Raw genomic sequence first — 15,399 nt, forward strand, 5'->3', positions numbered from 1 at the left:
CAATGAACAAAGGGGTGAGGAGCCCGGCCGTCGCGGACTCCCCACCCATGGCGTGTCAGTCGTTGGGAACCTGAGTGGGAACATCGTGCTTACTGGCAGCGAGCTTCTTGACCTGGGCGTCGCTCAGCGCTCCCTGGAAGGCCCAGACATCGTCGACCTGGCCCGACCAGAACTCCGTGGCGGATCCCTTCATCATCGCCCGCCCCACGTGCAGGGCCTTGGTCGCGCCGAAGGATGTGGCATTGCCCGACCGGGAGGACCGGTCGGCGCACTTCGCACTGTCGGCGTCCGCAGGGCACGAGAACTCCTCCAGCACTCCGTTCACATACAGCCGGAGTTCGTCCGAGAAGCCGTCGTACACCAGGGCCAGGTGATTCCAATCCCCCGCATCCTGATACGCCCTGTGGTCCACCGTCGTGATCATGACGTCCTTCTCCGCGTCCTTCCCGGGGAGCGTCACCTGCCACCGCCCGTGACCATCACCGGTGCCCTTATCGCCCGGGAGGTAACGGACCGCGAAAGCGTTCTGCGACTTGCCTTCCGCACTCATCACGGTCATGGCACGACCGGGCTTGTCCGCCACGCGCTGCGCCCACGCGGTCATCGTGAAGCTGCCGCTGGTGTCGACAGGGACGCCATTGGTGAAGGCTGTGGAGTTCGTGCCGTTGAGCTTGAGGCTTCCCTTGTCGACACGCCCCGCGCCGATGGCGGCATCCCCGGTGAGCGTCATGTCGTGCCGCGACGCACGCTTGTCCGGAAGGGCATCCGGCGAGACCACCGGGCTTCCCGATGCCGCCTCGAACTTCCAGCGGCCCTTGACGAGGGGACGCTGTTTGACGAGCTGCCGAACCTCGTGCAGCGACACCGGGCGGTCATAGACGCGGAGTTCGTCGATCTCACCGGGGAAGAAGTTGTCCTGCTTCCCCGAGTACGCACCGGCGCCGATCTGCAGTTGCCTGTCGGCGTACCAGGAGGCGGCCAGCGGCTCCGACCCGGCTTCAACTCCGTTGACGTAAAGGGTCAGAGTCCCCGCGACGATGTCGCGGACACCGGCGAGATGCGTCCACTCACCGCCCTGCGGTGCCGCCCCCGCGTTCTGAACCACCTTGTTCGACGCGGCATCGGGAGTGTCCTGCGTATGCTGGTTCAGCACCCACCGGTCGTAGGAGGGCGAGTAGTAGAGCTCGACACCGCTCGCATGGGTTCCGGCCTGGGTGACGACCACCGCCGTATGCGTCGGCTTGTCCTTCGGCAGCCGCACCCAGGCGGAGACTGCGAACGCACCCATGGTGTTGAAGTGGGGTGCGTCCACGGTGGCGTAGTCGTGCGCTCCGTCCAGGGAGAGCGCCTTGCCGTCGACGCCGTCGGCCCCCGGCTGCGGGCTGCCGTGGAAGACCGCCGGCATGACGTCCGCGCGGCCGGTCACCTCCTTGGCACCGGCGGCCTCGTCCAAGGGGAACATTGCGCGCGCCGGGCGTCCCGGACCGCGGATGTGCTCCTTGGCGTAGAGCCGGGACACCTCGTTCGCCGAAGCCGGCTTGTTGAAGATCTCCAGCTCGTCGATCTGCCCGGGGAAGAAGGCGTTCGGCTTGCCGTTGGACGACGATGCGCCGATCAGCAGACCGCGGCGCGCGTCCCAGGGCGTCTTGTAGGAAACCGCGGCCTCCTGCTGGCCGTTGACGAAGAGCCGTAGCTCGTCGTCACCGCTGTCGTAGACACCGACCAGGTGCGTCCACTCCCCGGGCTTCACTCCGCCGGGCTTCTTCTGCATGACCCTGACGGGCAGCGCGCCGTCGGTGTCCGACGCGAACTGGCTGAAGGCCCACCGGTCGTAGTCCTTGGAGTAGTACAACGAGAATCCGGGGGAGTGATTGCCCGGCTGGGTGGCGATGGCCGCCGGCTCCGACGGCATCTTCGACAGCTTCGCCCAGGCGGAGACCGTGAAGCCACCGGACGTGTCCACGATGGGAACGTCGGTCTCGGCGAACGCGTCCGTGCCGTTCAGCGACAGGGACTTGCCCATGACACCGTCGGCTCCCGTGACGGCGCCGCCGTGCAACTCCGCGGCCCGCGCCGGGGCGCTGCCCTCGGCCTGCTTCGCGTCCGGGCCGTCGTCCATCGCCCACGTAGCCCGTTCCGGCTGGCCGGCGCGCACCTTGTAGCGGTAGGTGTAGGGCTCGCTCATATTGCCCACGGCGTCGAGGGCTTGGACGGTGATGAAGTTCAGGCCGGAGTCACCGGGAAGTGCCTTGATCGTGCGCGCGGCTCCTTCCGTGGTGCCGAGCGTGTTCTTCGGAGTCGCGTCCCCGTTGATGCCGTAGATGTACTTGGTGATCTCCTTGCCGGCCGGACCGACCGTGAAGGAGCCGTACCGGCCCACCCCGTCGTACCAGGGATCGTCGTCGTCACCGGACGACCCCGGCTTCGACTCGGGATAGTCGGCGGACGCCATCTTCGGCGCGGGCAGAACCTTGGGGTCGCGGACGAAGTAACAGCCGCTCGGTGAGCCGGCGTACGACCAGGGGGAGTATCCGCGCCGGTCGTAGGAGCGCACGTACCAGTTCACCGGGGTGTTGACGGTGATGTTGGACGGGAGCGAGACCGCGAAGTCGGAACCGGACTTCTTGAACGAAGTCAGTCCCGGCTTCCAGCGCGCGATCGTTCCCTTGCCGTCACCCGCGTCCCACTCGGCCTGGAACTCGACCGCGACGTCGTCACCGTCCGGGTCGGTCACGTGGTTGGCGTAGATCTTGCCCAGGCTCCGGACGTGGACCGCCTTCTCCGGGACCCTGCACTTGCCGCCGTACTCCATCGACAGCTGCGACATGGCGATCTGCGGCGGCGTCTGGTTGTACTGAACGCGCAGATAGGCCCGGTCGGCGAAGCGCTTCCAGGCGTACGTGTCGCTCTCGTCCGACGCACGCAGACCGAAGGTCACCGAGGACCAGGACTTGGCAGCGGCCTCCTTGACCGTGTCGAGAACCTTGAACTCCGCGTCTCCGGCGGCGCAGCCCTCGAAGCCATAGGCGAAGTCGTACTCCGCCAGCTTTTTGATCCAGAAGTCGGACGAGTCCTGGGAGTTCCAGGTGGTCGAGGAGTCGATGCCCTTGGTCCGCCAGAGTTGTACGCCCTTCTTGGTACATGAGGCGGCCCAAGTCTCGGGTACGACGAACTCCGCCGAGAGGATCGTCTTGCCCGCGAACCTGGACGTCGGGATCTCGTAGAAGAGGCGCTTGGTGTCCCCCGGGTTGCAGTGGTACCAGTCGCAGTAGCCCATGCCGGCGTCCTTGTTGCCGTTGAACTTCCACTGCGGTGCGTTCGCCCAGTACTTGGAGGCCATGGTCCACGCGGCCGAGCGAGGTGAGTACCACTGGGGATCGATGAACACCGGGTAGACGGTGTCGGGCCCGGTCAGCACTTTCTTGTCCGGGGTCAGTACCAATTCCCGACCGCCGTCGGGTACATCCACGCCCACGCGGGCCAGTTGGCCGGACTCGCCGGGGCCCGGGTCCTGCCGACCGTTCCCGCCGGCGGGTACAGCCTTCCGGAGGGACGGCTTGCGCAGTGCTGTTCCTGGCTGGTTCGAGGAGACGGCACCGGGACTGGAGTCCCACATCATCGGGGTCGGCGCCTCGAAGACTGTTCCTCCTGCTCCCTGGTCGACTGCCGTGAGGCCACCTTGCGGGGTCTCCTGGACTGCCACGCCCTCACCCGCCATCTTCAGGCGGAGCTGCGAGAGTTCCGGATTCGCGGCGGCCTTCGCCGACTTCACCACCAGCAGCTGGGTGAAGCCGTCCACCTGGGCGGTGAGCCGGAGATCGACGTCCGGCAGGACGTCGGGGTAGGTGGCCGTGTCTCCCTCGAGCCGTGGAGCCGGAAGCTTGGAGGGCCATTCGAGAGCCAGCTTGCGGCCGGCCTTGTCGAGCTTGACCAAAGAAGTGTCGCCACCTCCGGAGAACGAGACTCCGACGGTGGCGAAATGTGGCGAGACCGAACCCTCGGCCGTTCTTTCCAACGCGACGTCGACGGGCCGCCATTCACCATCGACGTGGGCACGCACCGGGCGCAGATACTCCCGCGTCTCCAGCGTGCCGTCGGGCTTGGCGACCACGTCCCAGCTCTCCCCGCGCTGGGAGGCCACCTCGATGTCCTTGCCCGATCGCTTCGCCTGCGCGAGCGCCTCGGCTTCCGAGTTCGCGGTCCCGATGTCGCCCGGCTCTCCGGGCATCGCAGCGGTGTGCCCCGATGGCGTCGCTACGGCCGCAGTCGCAGGTGTGGCGCCCGATAGCGTGCCGGTGATCAGCGCCAGACCGAGCCCGCAGGCGACCGCCGCGCCGGAGGCACGCGTCTGTGCACGACGAAACATCCCCCCATCCCTCCCCAAAGCTTGTACACGTCAAGCAACGGCAAGTGACGGTAGAGGTACATGGCGCGTTTGGTCCACACCTGAGATGACTCCGTATTTACGGCTGATGCGGGCTGTTCGCGACAATCTCCAATGTGTCAAGTCTCACAGGAATTGACGTGGATCAGTCCATTCCGGAAAGCCCCGTGGCCGCGCCAACCGCCCGCGCGACGGGTATAAGAGATCCCCATGGAGGAGGCCGAGGAGATCACGCTCGTCATCATGGCGATCTCGCGCGTGCTGGTGGGGATGTCGGCGCGGGCGCTGGCGGGGGCGGATGAGAGTTTGACGTTGACGCAGTTGCGGACGTTGGTGGTGCTGGAGGACTGCGGGCCGTTGAAGTTGGTGGGGCTGGCGCGGGTGTTGGGGGTGAATCCGTCGACGGCGATGCGGATGGTGGACCGGCTGGAGGGGGCCGGGCTGGTGGAGCGGAGGGTGAATCCGGAGAACCGGCGGGAGGTCACCGTGCGGCTCAGGGAGGACGGGGAGGCGCTCGTGCGGGAGGTCATGGGGCGGCGGAGGGCCGAAGTGGAGGCGCTGGTCGCGCGGTTGACGGACGAGGAGCGGGCCGGACTCGTGCCGGGGCTGCGGGCGCTGGCCGGGGCGGCGGAGGAGATGGGGCTGGTGGGGCGGCCTGTTACGGGGGACGCGGGGGATCGGTTGCCCTTCGGGTGAGGACGGGCGAGTGGCCGTCATGTGCGGGCGCGGGAGCGGTAGATGATGTACGGGCGGACGGCGTAGCCCAGGGGGGCCGCGAAGGCGTGGACGAGGCGGCTGAACGGCCAGAGGGTGAAGAGGGCCATCGCCAGCAGGGCGTGCAGGCGGTAGACGAACGGGGCGTGGGTCATCGCCGGGACGTCCGGGTCGAGGGCGAAGAGGCTGCGGAACCAGACCGAGACGCCCCGGCGGTAGTCGTAGGGGTGGGCCGCGGCGCCGGTCGCGGTGGCTGTCAGGCCGGCGAGGAGCACGGCCGAGAGCAGGGGGTGGAGGAGCAGGTCCGTGCGGAGCGTGGCGCGGCGGACGGAGGGGGTGGACAGGCGGCGGTGGAGGAGGAGGGCGAGGCCCGCGGCGGTGGCCAGGCCGGCGGCGCCGCCCACCAGGAGGGAGGTGAGGTGGTAGGTGTGCTCGGAGACCCTCAGCGCCTCCGTCCAGGACTCGGGGATCAGGAGGCCCGTGAGGTGGCCCGCGATGACGAAGAGCAGGCCGTAGTGGAAGAGGGGGCCGCCGACCGACAGGAGCCGGGACTCGTGGAGTTGGGAGGAACGGGTGGTGAAGCCGAAGCGGTCGTAGCGGTAGCGCCAGGCGGAGCCGGCGAGGAAGAGGGTGAGGACGAGGTAGGGGAGGACGCCCCAGAGGGCGGTGTCCAGGGGGTGGTTCATGGCGGTGGCGGTCTTTCTAGAGGCCGACGGACTCCGACGGGGGGCCGGCCTGGGCCAGGTGCCGGACGCGGGAGAGGTCGCCGGAGGTGGGGTCGGGGAGCGTGAGGAGCACGGCGCGGACCACGTCCGCGTAGGGGCTGGTGTGCTTCGTCAGGGCCGCGTGCAGCAGTTCCAGCGCCGGGCGGTGCTCGACGAGCAGGGCCCGGCCCGGCTCGGGGCAGCGGGCGGCGAACTCCAGGACGGCCGGGAGGAAGTCGGGGAGTTCGCCGCCGGCCGGCTCCCAGCCGTGGGCGCGGTAGAGGGACTTGAGGCGGACGAGGGAGGCGCCGCGGCGGCGCGTGTCGCCGTCGGTGTAGTACGTGAGGTGGAGGGTGCGGCGGCGGCTGCGGTCGAACGTCGTGACGTAGCGGGCGGCCAGGTCGAGGACGGGGACGGCGGCCGTGGCGCGGCAGAAGTCCGCGAGGAGGCGCGCCGGTTCGCCGGGGACGGCGGGGTGGAGGGCGTCCTCGACCAGGGCGCAGCGGGCCGGCCAGTCCCGCTCCGGGTAGGACAGGAGCAGGGAGGCCGCCTGGCGGACGGTGGACGCGGCGGTCACCGGCTCGTCCCCCGGCGGCGGGGCGGGAAGAGTCCGGCCGTGTCGCGGCCGTTCCAGGTGAGGAGGTTGGCGCGGCCGGCGGCGGGCTCGCGGAGGGCGGACGGCGGGGCGTGGAAGGCCTCCTCGTCCGGGAGCATGCCGGGGCCGCCCTCGGCGTCCAGGCTGCAACCGGACACCGGTTGCGGCTCCGGGGAGCCGGCCGCGTACGTCGTCGGGACGACGTAGCGCTCCTCGTACTTGGCGAGGGCGAGCAGGCGGTACATGGCGTGCATGCTCCGCTCGTCCAGGCCGACGCTCGCCGCGATGCGCGGGTCCTGCGGCTCGCCGAGGTTGACGCGGCGCATGTGGGAGCGCATGGCGGCGAGCCGGCAGAGGGCGGCCTCGACGGGGGCCGGGTCGCCGGCGGTGAAGAGGCCGGCGAGGTACTCGACGGGGATGCGGAGCGCGTCGATGGCGGCGAAGAGGTTCGCGGGGTCCTCGCCGTCGTGCCCGCTGCCGCTGAGCGCGTCGACGACGGGGGAGAGCGGCGGGACGTACCAGACCATGGGCAGGGTGCGGTACTCGGGGTGGAGGGGGAGCGCGAGCCGGTAGGTGGAGATCAGGGCGCGGACCGGGGAGCGGCGCGCGGCGGTGATCCAGTCGTGCGGGATGCCGGACTCCTCGGCGGCGCGGGCGATTTCGGGGTCGTCCGGGTCGAGGAAGCAGCCGAGCTGGGCGGGGTAGAGGTCCTTCTCGCCGGGGACGGCGGCGGCCTCGCCGACGCGGTCGGCGTCGTAGAGCATGACGCCGAGGTAGCGCAGCCGGCCGACGCACGTCTCGGAGCAGACGGTGGGTTCGCCGGCCTCGACGCGCGGGTAGCAGAAGGTGCACTTCTCGGCCTTGCCGGTGCGGTGGTTGAAGTACACCTTCTTGTACGGGCAGCCGGAGACGCACATGCGCCAGCCGCGGCAGCGGTCCTGGTCGACGAGGACGATGCCGTCCTCGATCCGCTTGTAGAGGGCGCCGGAGGGGCAGACGGCGACGCAGGACGGGTTGAGGCAGTGCTCGCAGATGCGCGGCAGGTGGAACATGAACGCCCGCTCGTACTCCAGGCGGACCGTGTCGTTCATGGCGCGCAGCACCGGGTCGCCGGCGAGGTGTTCCGGTCCGCCGCCGAGGTCGTCGTCCCAGTTGGGGCCCCAGGTGACGGCGGTGGGGCGGCCGTCGGTGAGGGAGCGGGGGCGGGCGGTGGGGACGTCGTCGCCGAGCGGGGCGGACAGCAGCTCGTCGTAGTCGTAGGTCCAGGGCTGGTAGTAGTCGTCCAGGGCGGGCAGTTCGGGGTTGGCGAAGAGGCGGGCGAGGCGGCGGGCGCGGCCGCCGGTGCGCGGGACGAGCCGGCCGTGCCGGAGCTCCCAGCCGCCGCGCCACTTCTCCTGGTCCTCGTAACCGCGCGGGTAGCCCCGGCCGGGGCGGGTCTCGACGTTGTTGAACCACACGTATTCGGTGCCGGACCGGTTGGTCCAGGTCTGCTTGCAGGTGACCGAACAGGTGTGACAGCCGATGCACTTGTCCAGGTTCATCACCATGGCGACCTGTGCCATCACGCGCACGTCAGTACTCCACGTTCTGCGGGCGCCGCCGGATGGTGGTGACGGCGTCGCGCTGGTTGCCGGTGGGACCGTAGTAGTTGGGGGCGAAGGACAGCTGGCCGTAGCCGCCGATGAGGTGGGTGGGCTTGACCAGCAGCCGGGTGAGCGCGTTGTGGACGCCGCCGCGGCGCCCGGTGGCGTGCGACTTGGGGACGTTCACCAGGCGCTCCTGCACGTGGTACATGAACACCGTGCCGGGCGGCATGCGGTGGGAGACCACGGCCCGGGCGACGACGACGCCGTTGGGGTTGACGGCCTCGATCCAGTCGTTGTCCGCGGCCCCGATGGCGGCGGCGTCCTCGACGCTCATCCAGATGACGGGCCCGCCGCGGGCGAGGGTCTGCATCAGCAGGTTCTCCTGGTACTCGGAGTGGATGGACCACTTCGAGTGCGGGGTGAGGTAGCGGACGGTGACGGACCGGCCGTCGGCGTCCCCGCCCGGTGACGACAAGGGCGGCCGGTAGACGGGGAGTTGTTCGCCGAGCTCCGCCATCCAGTCGTGGTCGAGGTAGAAGTGCTGGCGGCCGGTGAGGGTGTGCCAGGGCTTGCGGTGCTCGGTGTTGACCGTGAACGGGGCGTAGCGGCGGTCGTGGGCCTCCTTGCCGGACCACTCGAAGCTGGAGCCGACCTGGACGGGCCGTTCCTGGGTGTCGGAGAAGACGACGCGCCGCCCGGCGACCTCCGTGCCCAGCTCCCTCAGGCCGGTGGCGGGCCCGCAGCGGCGGGCCAGCGCGTCGAAACCCTCCGCCGCGAGGCGGCCGTTGGTGGTGCCGGAGAGGGCGAGGATCGCCTCGCACAGCTTGACGTCGGTGTCGAGCCGCGGCCGGCCGGCGGCGTCCGTCCCGCAGCGCTCGGCCAGCCAGCGGACCTCGGGCCCCGGGCGCACCGTGACGCCCTTGACGGTCATGCCCGCCTCCTCGCACAGCGGGCCGAGGGCGGCCAGCCGGTCGGCGACGGCGGTGTAGTCGCGCTCGACGAGCGTGAGGACGGGCAGGTTGCGGCCCGGCCGCGCCGGGGTGTCCGGCGCGCGGCAGTCGGGGACGCGCCCGCCGGGCTGGGCCGTCTCGCCCGGGGTGTCGTGCTGGAGGGCCGTGGCCACCAGGTCGTACGCCGTGTCCAGCCGGCCCTTCGCCAGTTCGGAGAACTTCTCCGCCAGGGCGTGGAAGGTCTCGAAGTCGGTGCGCGCCTGCCAGGGCGGGTCGATCGCGGGGGAGAAGGCGTGCACGTAGGGGTGCATGTCCGTGCTGGAGAGGTCGTGCTTCTCGTACCAGGTGGCGGCGGGCAGGACGAGGTCCGCGAAGAGCGTGGTGGAGGTCATCCGGAAGTCGAGGGCCAGCAGCAGGTCGAGCTTGCCGCGCGGGGCCTCGGGGCGCCAGCGCACGTCACGGGGGCGGGCGGCGGGCGGGGCCTCCTCGGCGGTGGCGTTGTCGCCGGCACCGAGCAGGTGCCGCAGGAAGAACTCGTTGCCCTTGGCGGACGAGCCGATCAGGTTGGCGCGCCAGACGGTCAGCACACGCGGCCAGTTGGCGGGCGCGTCCGGGTCCTCGGCGGCGAAGCGGAGGCGTCCGGCCGCGATCTCGTCGGCGGCCCACTCGGCGGGCGGCCTCCCGGAGGCGCGGGCCGCCGCCCCACGTCGAGGGGGTTGGCGTCGAAGGCCGGGCAGGACGGCATCCAGCCCAGGCGCGCCGACTGGGCCACCAGGTCGGCGGTGTGCCGTCCGGCGAACAGCCCTTTGCCGGTGGGGGAGGAGAGCGCGTCCGCGCCCTGCCGGTCGTAGCGCCACTGGCCGGTGTGCAGGTACCAGTACGGGGTGCCGGCCATCTGGCGGGACGGCCGCACCCAGTCCGCGGCGGTGGACAGCTGCTGCCAGCCCGTGTACGGGCGGACCTTCTCCTGGCCCACGTAGTGGGCCCAGCCGCCGCCGTTGACGCCCTGGCAGCCGGTGAGGAGCAGGAGGGAGAGGAAGGCGCGGTAGATGGTGTCGGAGTGGAACCAGTGGTTGGTGCCCGCGCCCATCACGATCATCGCGCGGCCGCGGGTCGCGGCGGCGGTACGGGCGAACTCGCGGGCGATACGGGTGGCTTGCCCCGCCGGGACGGAGGTGATCGCCTCCTGCCAGGCGGGCGTGCAGGGCGAGGACGCGTCCTCGTAGCCGGTGGGCCAACTGCCGGGGAGGCCGTCGCGGCGCACGCCGTAGGCGGCGAGGAGCAGGTCGAAGACGGTCGTGACGGGGCGGCCGGCGACGTGGCGGACGGGGACGCCGCGGCGGACGGTCGCGGGGCCGTCCCCGCCCTCGTCGAAGCGGGGGAGCAGGACCTCGGCCGTCCGCGCCCCCGGGGCGAGCAGGGTCAACGCGGGCTTGACGGCGCCCAGTTCGAGGTGCCAGCGGCCCTCGCCGTCCGCCGTCCAGCGGTCGCCGAGGGTGCCGGCGGGGGCCGTGGGGCGGTCGGTGACGGCGTCGAGGAGGACGGGCTTCCAGGCGGCGGCCTCGTCCTCGTCCCCGAGGTCCCTCGCCGTGAGGAACTTCCCCGGGACGCGGGTGCCGTCGGGTCGCGCGTCGAGCGAGACGAGGAAGGGCAGGTCCGTGAAGCGCCTCACATAGTCCGTGAAGTACGGGACGTGCCCGTCGACGAAGAACTCCCTGAGGACGACGTGCCCCATCGCCATCGCCAGAGCGCCGTCCGTCCCGGGGTGCGGGTGCAGCCACTCGTCGGCGAACTTCGTCGCGTCCGCGTAGTCCGGCGAGACCACGATCACCTTCTGGCCGCGGTAGCGGGCCTCCGCCATCCAGTGCGCGTCCGGGGTGCGGGTGACCGGCACGTTGGAGCCCCACAGCATCAGGTACGCCGCGTCCCACCAGTCGCCCGACTCGGGGACGTCGGTCTGGTCGCCGAAGACCTGCGGCGAGGCGATGGGCAGGTCCGCGTACCAGTCGTAGAACGACAGCATCGGCGCGCCGATCAGCGCCATGAAGCGGGCGCCGACGGCGTGCGAGGCCATCGACATCGCCGGGATCGGGGAGAAGCCGGCCAGGCGGTCGGGGCCGTGGGCCGCGATCGTGTGGACGTGCGCCGCCGCGGCGATCTCCAGGGCCTCGTCCCAGCCCACGCGCACGAGCCCGCCCTTGCCGCGGGCGGCCTGGTAACGGCGGCGGCGCTCCGGGTCGGAGGTGATCTCCGCCCAGGCCGCCACCGGGTCGCCGAGCCGTTCCCGCGCCTCGCGGTACATCTCCAGCAGGACGCCGCGGGCGTGCGGGTGGCGCACCCGGGTCGGCGAGTAGGTGTACCAGGAGAACGACGCGCCCCGGGGGCAGCCGCGCGGCTCGTACTCCGGGCGGTCCGGGCCGACGGTCGGGTAGTCCGTCTGCTGGGTCTCCCAGGTGATCAGGCCGTCCTTGACGTAGACCTTCCACGAGCAGGATCCGGTGCAGTTGACGCCGTGCGTGGAGCGGACGGTCCTGTCGTGTGCCCAGCGTTCGCGGTAAGGGGTGTCGTTGACGCGCTGGTCCGGCCGGAAGACGGCTCGCCGGTCGGGTGTCGTCGCCGCCCTCGCGCCCGCCGGGCGCAGGGTGCTCCCCGCCCGCAGCAGCCGCTCCGTCGCGGCGGCGGCCGCCTGCTCGGCCCTCCTGCGGGCCTGACGACGTGCCATCGCGCTTCACCTTCCGCGTCGTGGTGCGCTGTCTTCCGCTTGGTTGCGCCTCCACGATCTCGCTTCGGGGGCGGGGGGGCGGGGGTGGTTTGGGAGAGTTGGGAATGCCTATAGAGATTTTTTCTTGCAGTTTGCAATGATTGCGTTGGGCATATGCCGTGCCGTTGCGGCTTCGGGGGGGGGCGCCCCAGCCCCGCCCTTTCACCGTTTCTCCCGGGGCTCCGCCCCTCGGCCCCGGCACCGCGCTTCGCGCGCTGAGCGGGGGCTCCGCCCCCTGCACCCCTGCACCCTGCGAGGCGCCGGGCGGGCTGGGCGGGGATGCCTGCGGAGGCCCGCGACCGCGCTGGGGGCGGGGGCTGGGGCCTTACCGCGCTGGGGGAGCGGGGGGCTGGGGTCTTACCGTGCTTGGCGGGGTGAGTGGGGCTGTGTCACTACTGTGCTCGGCGCGGTGAGTGGGGCTGTGCCCTCGGGTCGGGCCGGGGTGGGTTTCGCGCAGCGGCGGGGATCTGGTGCGTGCACCCCGACTGCGCTCGGCGCGGCGAGTGAGGGGCTGCGCCCCAGGCATCGGGTTCTCGTGCGGGTGGGCTGAGGGCTGCGCCTTGGCGTCGGGTCCTCGTGCGGTGGGTCGAGGGCTGTGCCCCGGCATCGGGGCCTCGTGCGGCGGGGCGAGGGTGGCGAGTTCGGCGCGGGGCTGCTGGGCGGCGGGCTGTGGGGGTCGAGCCCGCCGTCGGATCGGGGGGGGGCTGCGCCCCGGCGCCGGCTTGCCCGGGTGGTGCGGCAGGGCGTCCGGATGCGAGGTGTGCCGCTTCGGGGATTCCCGGGGGCGTCCGGCAGGGAGGCAACCGCCGGTCTCGGCGCCGGAGTTGATCAGGGGGCCGAAACCCGACCCGTGGGCGCGTCCGACCCTTTGAAGTGGCGTGAGGTATGCCGATTGCATATGTGTCGTTCCCACGACGGCGACGGCGACGGAGGCGGATCATGCATACGTCCGGCAGGAGAAGATCCCGGGTGCGGAGACGACTGGCCGGTGCGGCGGCGCTGTTGGGCGCCGCCGCACTCGTCGTTTCGGCGGTGCCCGCGGCTGCGGATACCGCGGAGCCGGATACGGCGGCCGTCCGGTATCTCGCCGCGGAGAAGGGGCGCCCGGAGCGGGACTTCACGGTGGTGGGCAGTGCGGGCGGGACCGTGCGGGTGCAGCAGCGGCACCGGGGGGTGGACGTCCTCGGCGGGCAGTATGTGGTGCGGATGGGGCGGGGGCGGACCGTCACCGGCACCTCGGGGCGGTACTTCGGGGGGCTGACCGTCGGTACCGAGCCGGAGATCGACGCCGGGACCGCCGTCGCCCGCGCCGTGGAGGCCGTCCGGAAGGGCGACGAGGAACTCACCGGCACCGACCGGGGACTTGTCGTCCTGCCCCGGGGCGCCGGGGTGCTGACGCGGCACGTGACCGTGCGGGGCACCCGCACGCCGGTGCTGTACGAGGTGTACGTCGAGGCGCGGTCCGGATATCCGGTCCTCCGGTACAGCGGAATCCGGACGTTCGGCGGGCAGCGGGCGGCGGGGCAGCGGGCGGCGGGGCAGCGGGCGGCGGTGCAGCCGGCGGCAGGGCGCCCCGGCGCCGCGGCGGCCACCGCGCGGGGGTCGGGCGTGCGGCTGGACGGGAGGACCGTCGAGCTCGGCGTCGAGCGCGACGAGGCGCGCGACGCGTACGTCCTGCGCGACCGTTCGCGGCTGTCCGGCGGCGGCGCGGTCACCACGTGGGACGCCAAGGGCCGCTACGTCTGGGAGCTGGCCGGGGAACGGCCCGAGGGCGTCCGGGAGTTCGGCTCGCCGACCCCGGCCTTCGGCGCGGCGGCGACCGAGGCGGGCGCGGTGGACGCGCACTGGGGCGCGGGCAAGGTCGTCGACTACTACCGTGACGTGCTCGGCCGGAACGGCGTCGACGGCCGGGGCGGCGACGTCGACTCCGTGGTGGGGCTGGGGCGGGACTCCTACGCCGAGTCCCTCTGGGACGGCACCAAGGTGATCTACCAGGGCGGTGCCGGCCGCCGCGTCGGGGCCGCCGCGCTGGACGTCGTCGGCCAGCAGCTGACGTACGGCGTCATCGGGAGCACCGCCGGACTGGTGCCCGTGGGGCAGTCGGGGGCGCTGGAGACCGCGATCGCCGACTACTTCGGCAAGGCGGTCGAGACGGACGTCTCCGGCCGGCCCATGGACGCGCCCGACTCGGGGCTGATGGGCGCGTCGCTGTGCCCCGGCGAGTCGCCGCGCGCGTGTGCCGCCCGCGACCTCGACGACGGCCGGACGACGTCGAAGTCGTTCCTCGGCGTGACGATCGCGACGGACAACGGCGGCGCCCACCTCAACTCGACGATCTTCTCGGGCGCGCTGTGGGACATGAGGAAGGACCTGGATCACGCACTCGCCGACCGGATCGTGTACCGGGCGCTGACCGCGTACCTGACGCCGCTGGACGGCTTCACGGAGGGGCGGAACGCCGTGCTGGCCGCCGCGCGTGAGCTCGGGGCGGGCCCGGCGCACCTGCGCGCCGTGGAGCGGGCGTTCGACGCCCACGGCATCGTCCCCGGCTGGGAGACGGCCATCGGCGTGGACTCCGACCCGCTCCTCGGCAGGGTCGCCACGGACGGACGCTCGGCCCCCGGCGCGGGCGGCGGCTGGTGGGCCGCCTCCGCGTCGGACGAGAACGGCTCGGAGCCGTACTCGGTGTGGGCCGGGCGGCTGGACGGCACCGGCGAACGGAAGCTCGTCAGCCCCAACGACGGCCGCTACCAAGTCGATCCGGTCACGGACGGGAAGACGGTGGTGTGGAAGGCGTACAGGGGGCGCGCCATCGACGTCCTCGCGCGGCCGCTGGCCGGCGGTCCGGTGCGGACGCTGTACACCTGGGCGCGGACCGAAGGGTCTCTCGGCTCCCTCGGCGTGGACGGGAGGACCGTGGTCTTCTCGACGCGTGCCTACAAGACCCCGGGCCGGGTCGTGTACGTACGGATGGGGGAGGCGGACCCGGTCGTCGTCCGGCCGGCCGCGCCGGGCCGGTGGGCGTCCACCGAGAGCCCGTCCGCGGGCAACGGCCGGATCGCCTACGTGGACTGCTCGGGCGGGCGGTGCGACCTGAAGCTGGTGGACCCGGCGAGCGGCCGGACGTCCACGGTGACCGGTACGGACGGCGGCAGTCCGGGGACCGCCCTGACCTCCCGGTACGTCTACTGGCTGGGACGGCCCGACTGGGGCTCGGGGCTGGCCGCCGTCCGCCGGGCCGACCTCGACGGCACCGGCGTCGTCGACATCAGCCCCGCGACGGGCAAGGACGCCCTGGCCGCCGGTCACTTGACCGCGTCCGAGGACGCGGTGACCGTCGGCGCGGCGGCGGCGCCGGGCGCGACCGGACACGAAGCCCTGGGCAAGGTCTGGCAGTTCGCCCCCGACGGGAGCCGGCGGGACCGCGTCTCCTGCAACCGCGGCGAGCAGCTCCTCCCCGCGGCGGCGGGCGGCCGCCGGGTGGTCTGGCTCGACGCCACCACCGGCTCCACCGACCTGGTCACCCGCGCCCGCCCGGCGGGCCGCTGCGCCTGACAACGCCCCGGCGCGCGCCGAAGGGCCGACCGTCCGGCGCGCGCTGACCAGGGGCCGACCGGCCCTGACCCAGTTGACCCAGCTGACCGTCGCTGACCCTTCAAACACCGGCGGGGCGCGCCGTTTCATGGTCGCAGCGGGCTGACCGGT

6 protein-coding genes and 1 pseudogene are annotated in these 15,399 nt (G+C 72.2%); 2 read left to right on the top strand and 5 right to left on the bottom strand.

The window, feature by feature from the left end; genetic code table 11:
• Positions 1 to 55 precede the first annotated feature (55 nt).
• Positions 56 to 4,366, bottom strand: coding sequence for a LamG-like jellyroll fold domain-containing protein (locus tag AC230_RS23500; RefSeq protein ID WP_198535594.1), 4,311 nt, complete (start codon positions 4,364 to 4,366; stop codon positions 56 to 58).
• Positions 4,367 to 4,594: 228 nt separating this feature from the next.
• Between AC230_RS23500 and AC230_RS23505 the strand changes: the two genes are divergently transcribed.
• On the top strand, positions 4,595 to 5,080 hold the full coding sequence (locus AC230_RS23505) for a MarR family winged helix-turn-helix transcriptional regulator (RefSeq protein ID WP_049718331.1): 486 nt from the start codon (positions 4,595 to 4,597) through the stop codon (positions 5,078 to 5,080).
• Positions 5,081 to 5,097: 17 nt separating this feature from the next.
• Here AC230_RS23505 and narI read toward each other — a convergent pair whose 3' ends face one another.
• The 4 genes and pseudogenes from narI to AC230_RS23525 all read right to left on the bottom strand — a co-directional run bounded on the left by narI (position 5,098) and on the right by AC230_RS23525 (position 11,655).
• Positions 5,098 to 5,784: a respiratory nitrate reductase subunit gamma gene (gene narI, locus AC230_RS23510; protein WP_049718332.1), complete on the bottom strand. Its 687-nt coding sequence runs from the start codon at positions 5,782 to 5,784 to the stop codon at positions 5,098 to 5,100.
• A gap of 16 nt (positions 5,785 to 5,800) precedes the next feature.
• Positions 5,801 to 6,379 carry a nitrate reductase molybdenum cofactor assembly chaperone gene (gene narJ / locus AC230_RS23515; protein ID WP_049718333.1) on the bottom strand — a complete coding sequence of 193 codons (579 nt, stop codon included), beginning with the start codon at positions 6,377 to 6,379 and terminating at the stop codon, positions 5,801 to 5,803.
• On the bottom strand, positions 6,376 to 7,968 hold the full coding sequence (narH, locus tag AC230_RS23520) for a nitrate reductase subunit beta (RefSeq protein ID WP_198535595.1): 1,593 nt from the start codon (positions 7,966 to 7,968) through the stop codon (positions 6,376 to 6,378). Before narH ends, narJ begins: the two co-directional genes overlap by 4 nt.
• 1 nt (position 7,969) lies before the next feature.
• Positions 7,970 to 11,655 (bottom strand): annotated as a pseudogene (locus tag AC230_RS23525) (nitrate reductase subunit alpha).
• A gap of 1,008 nt (positions 11,656 to 12,663) precedes the next feature.
• On the opposite strand from AC230_RS23525, the gene AC230_RS23530 reads away from it, so the two are divergent.
• Complete coding sequence (locus AC230_RS23530) at positions 12,664 to 15,249, top strand: M4 family metallopeptidase (RefSeq protein WP_338399827.1); 2,586 nt, start codon at positions 12,664 to 12,666, stop codon at positions 15,247 to 15,249.
• Positions 15,250 to 15,399: the final 150 nt, after the last annotated feature.

Origin of the sequence: Streptomyces caatingaensis (assembly GCF_001187435.1) — a bacterium.
In the GTDB taxonomy this organism is placed as follows: Bacteria; Actinomycetota; Actinomycetes; order Streptomycetales; family Streptomycetaceae; genus Streptomyces; species Streptomyces caatingaensis.

Coding starts and splice junctions, on each gene's coding strand:
- AC230_RS23500 (WP_198535594.1), bottom strand. CDS start 4,366: ATGTTTCGTCGTGCACAGACGCGTGCCTCCGGCGCGGCGGTCGCCTGC.
- AC230_RS23505 (WP_049718331.1), top strand. CDS start 4,595: ATGGAGGAGGCCGAGGAGATCACGCTCGTCATCATGGCGATCTCGCGC.
- narI (WP_049718332.1), bottom strand. CDS start 5,784: ATGAACCACCCCCTGGACACCGCCCTCTGGGGCGTCCTCCCCTACCTC.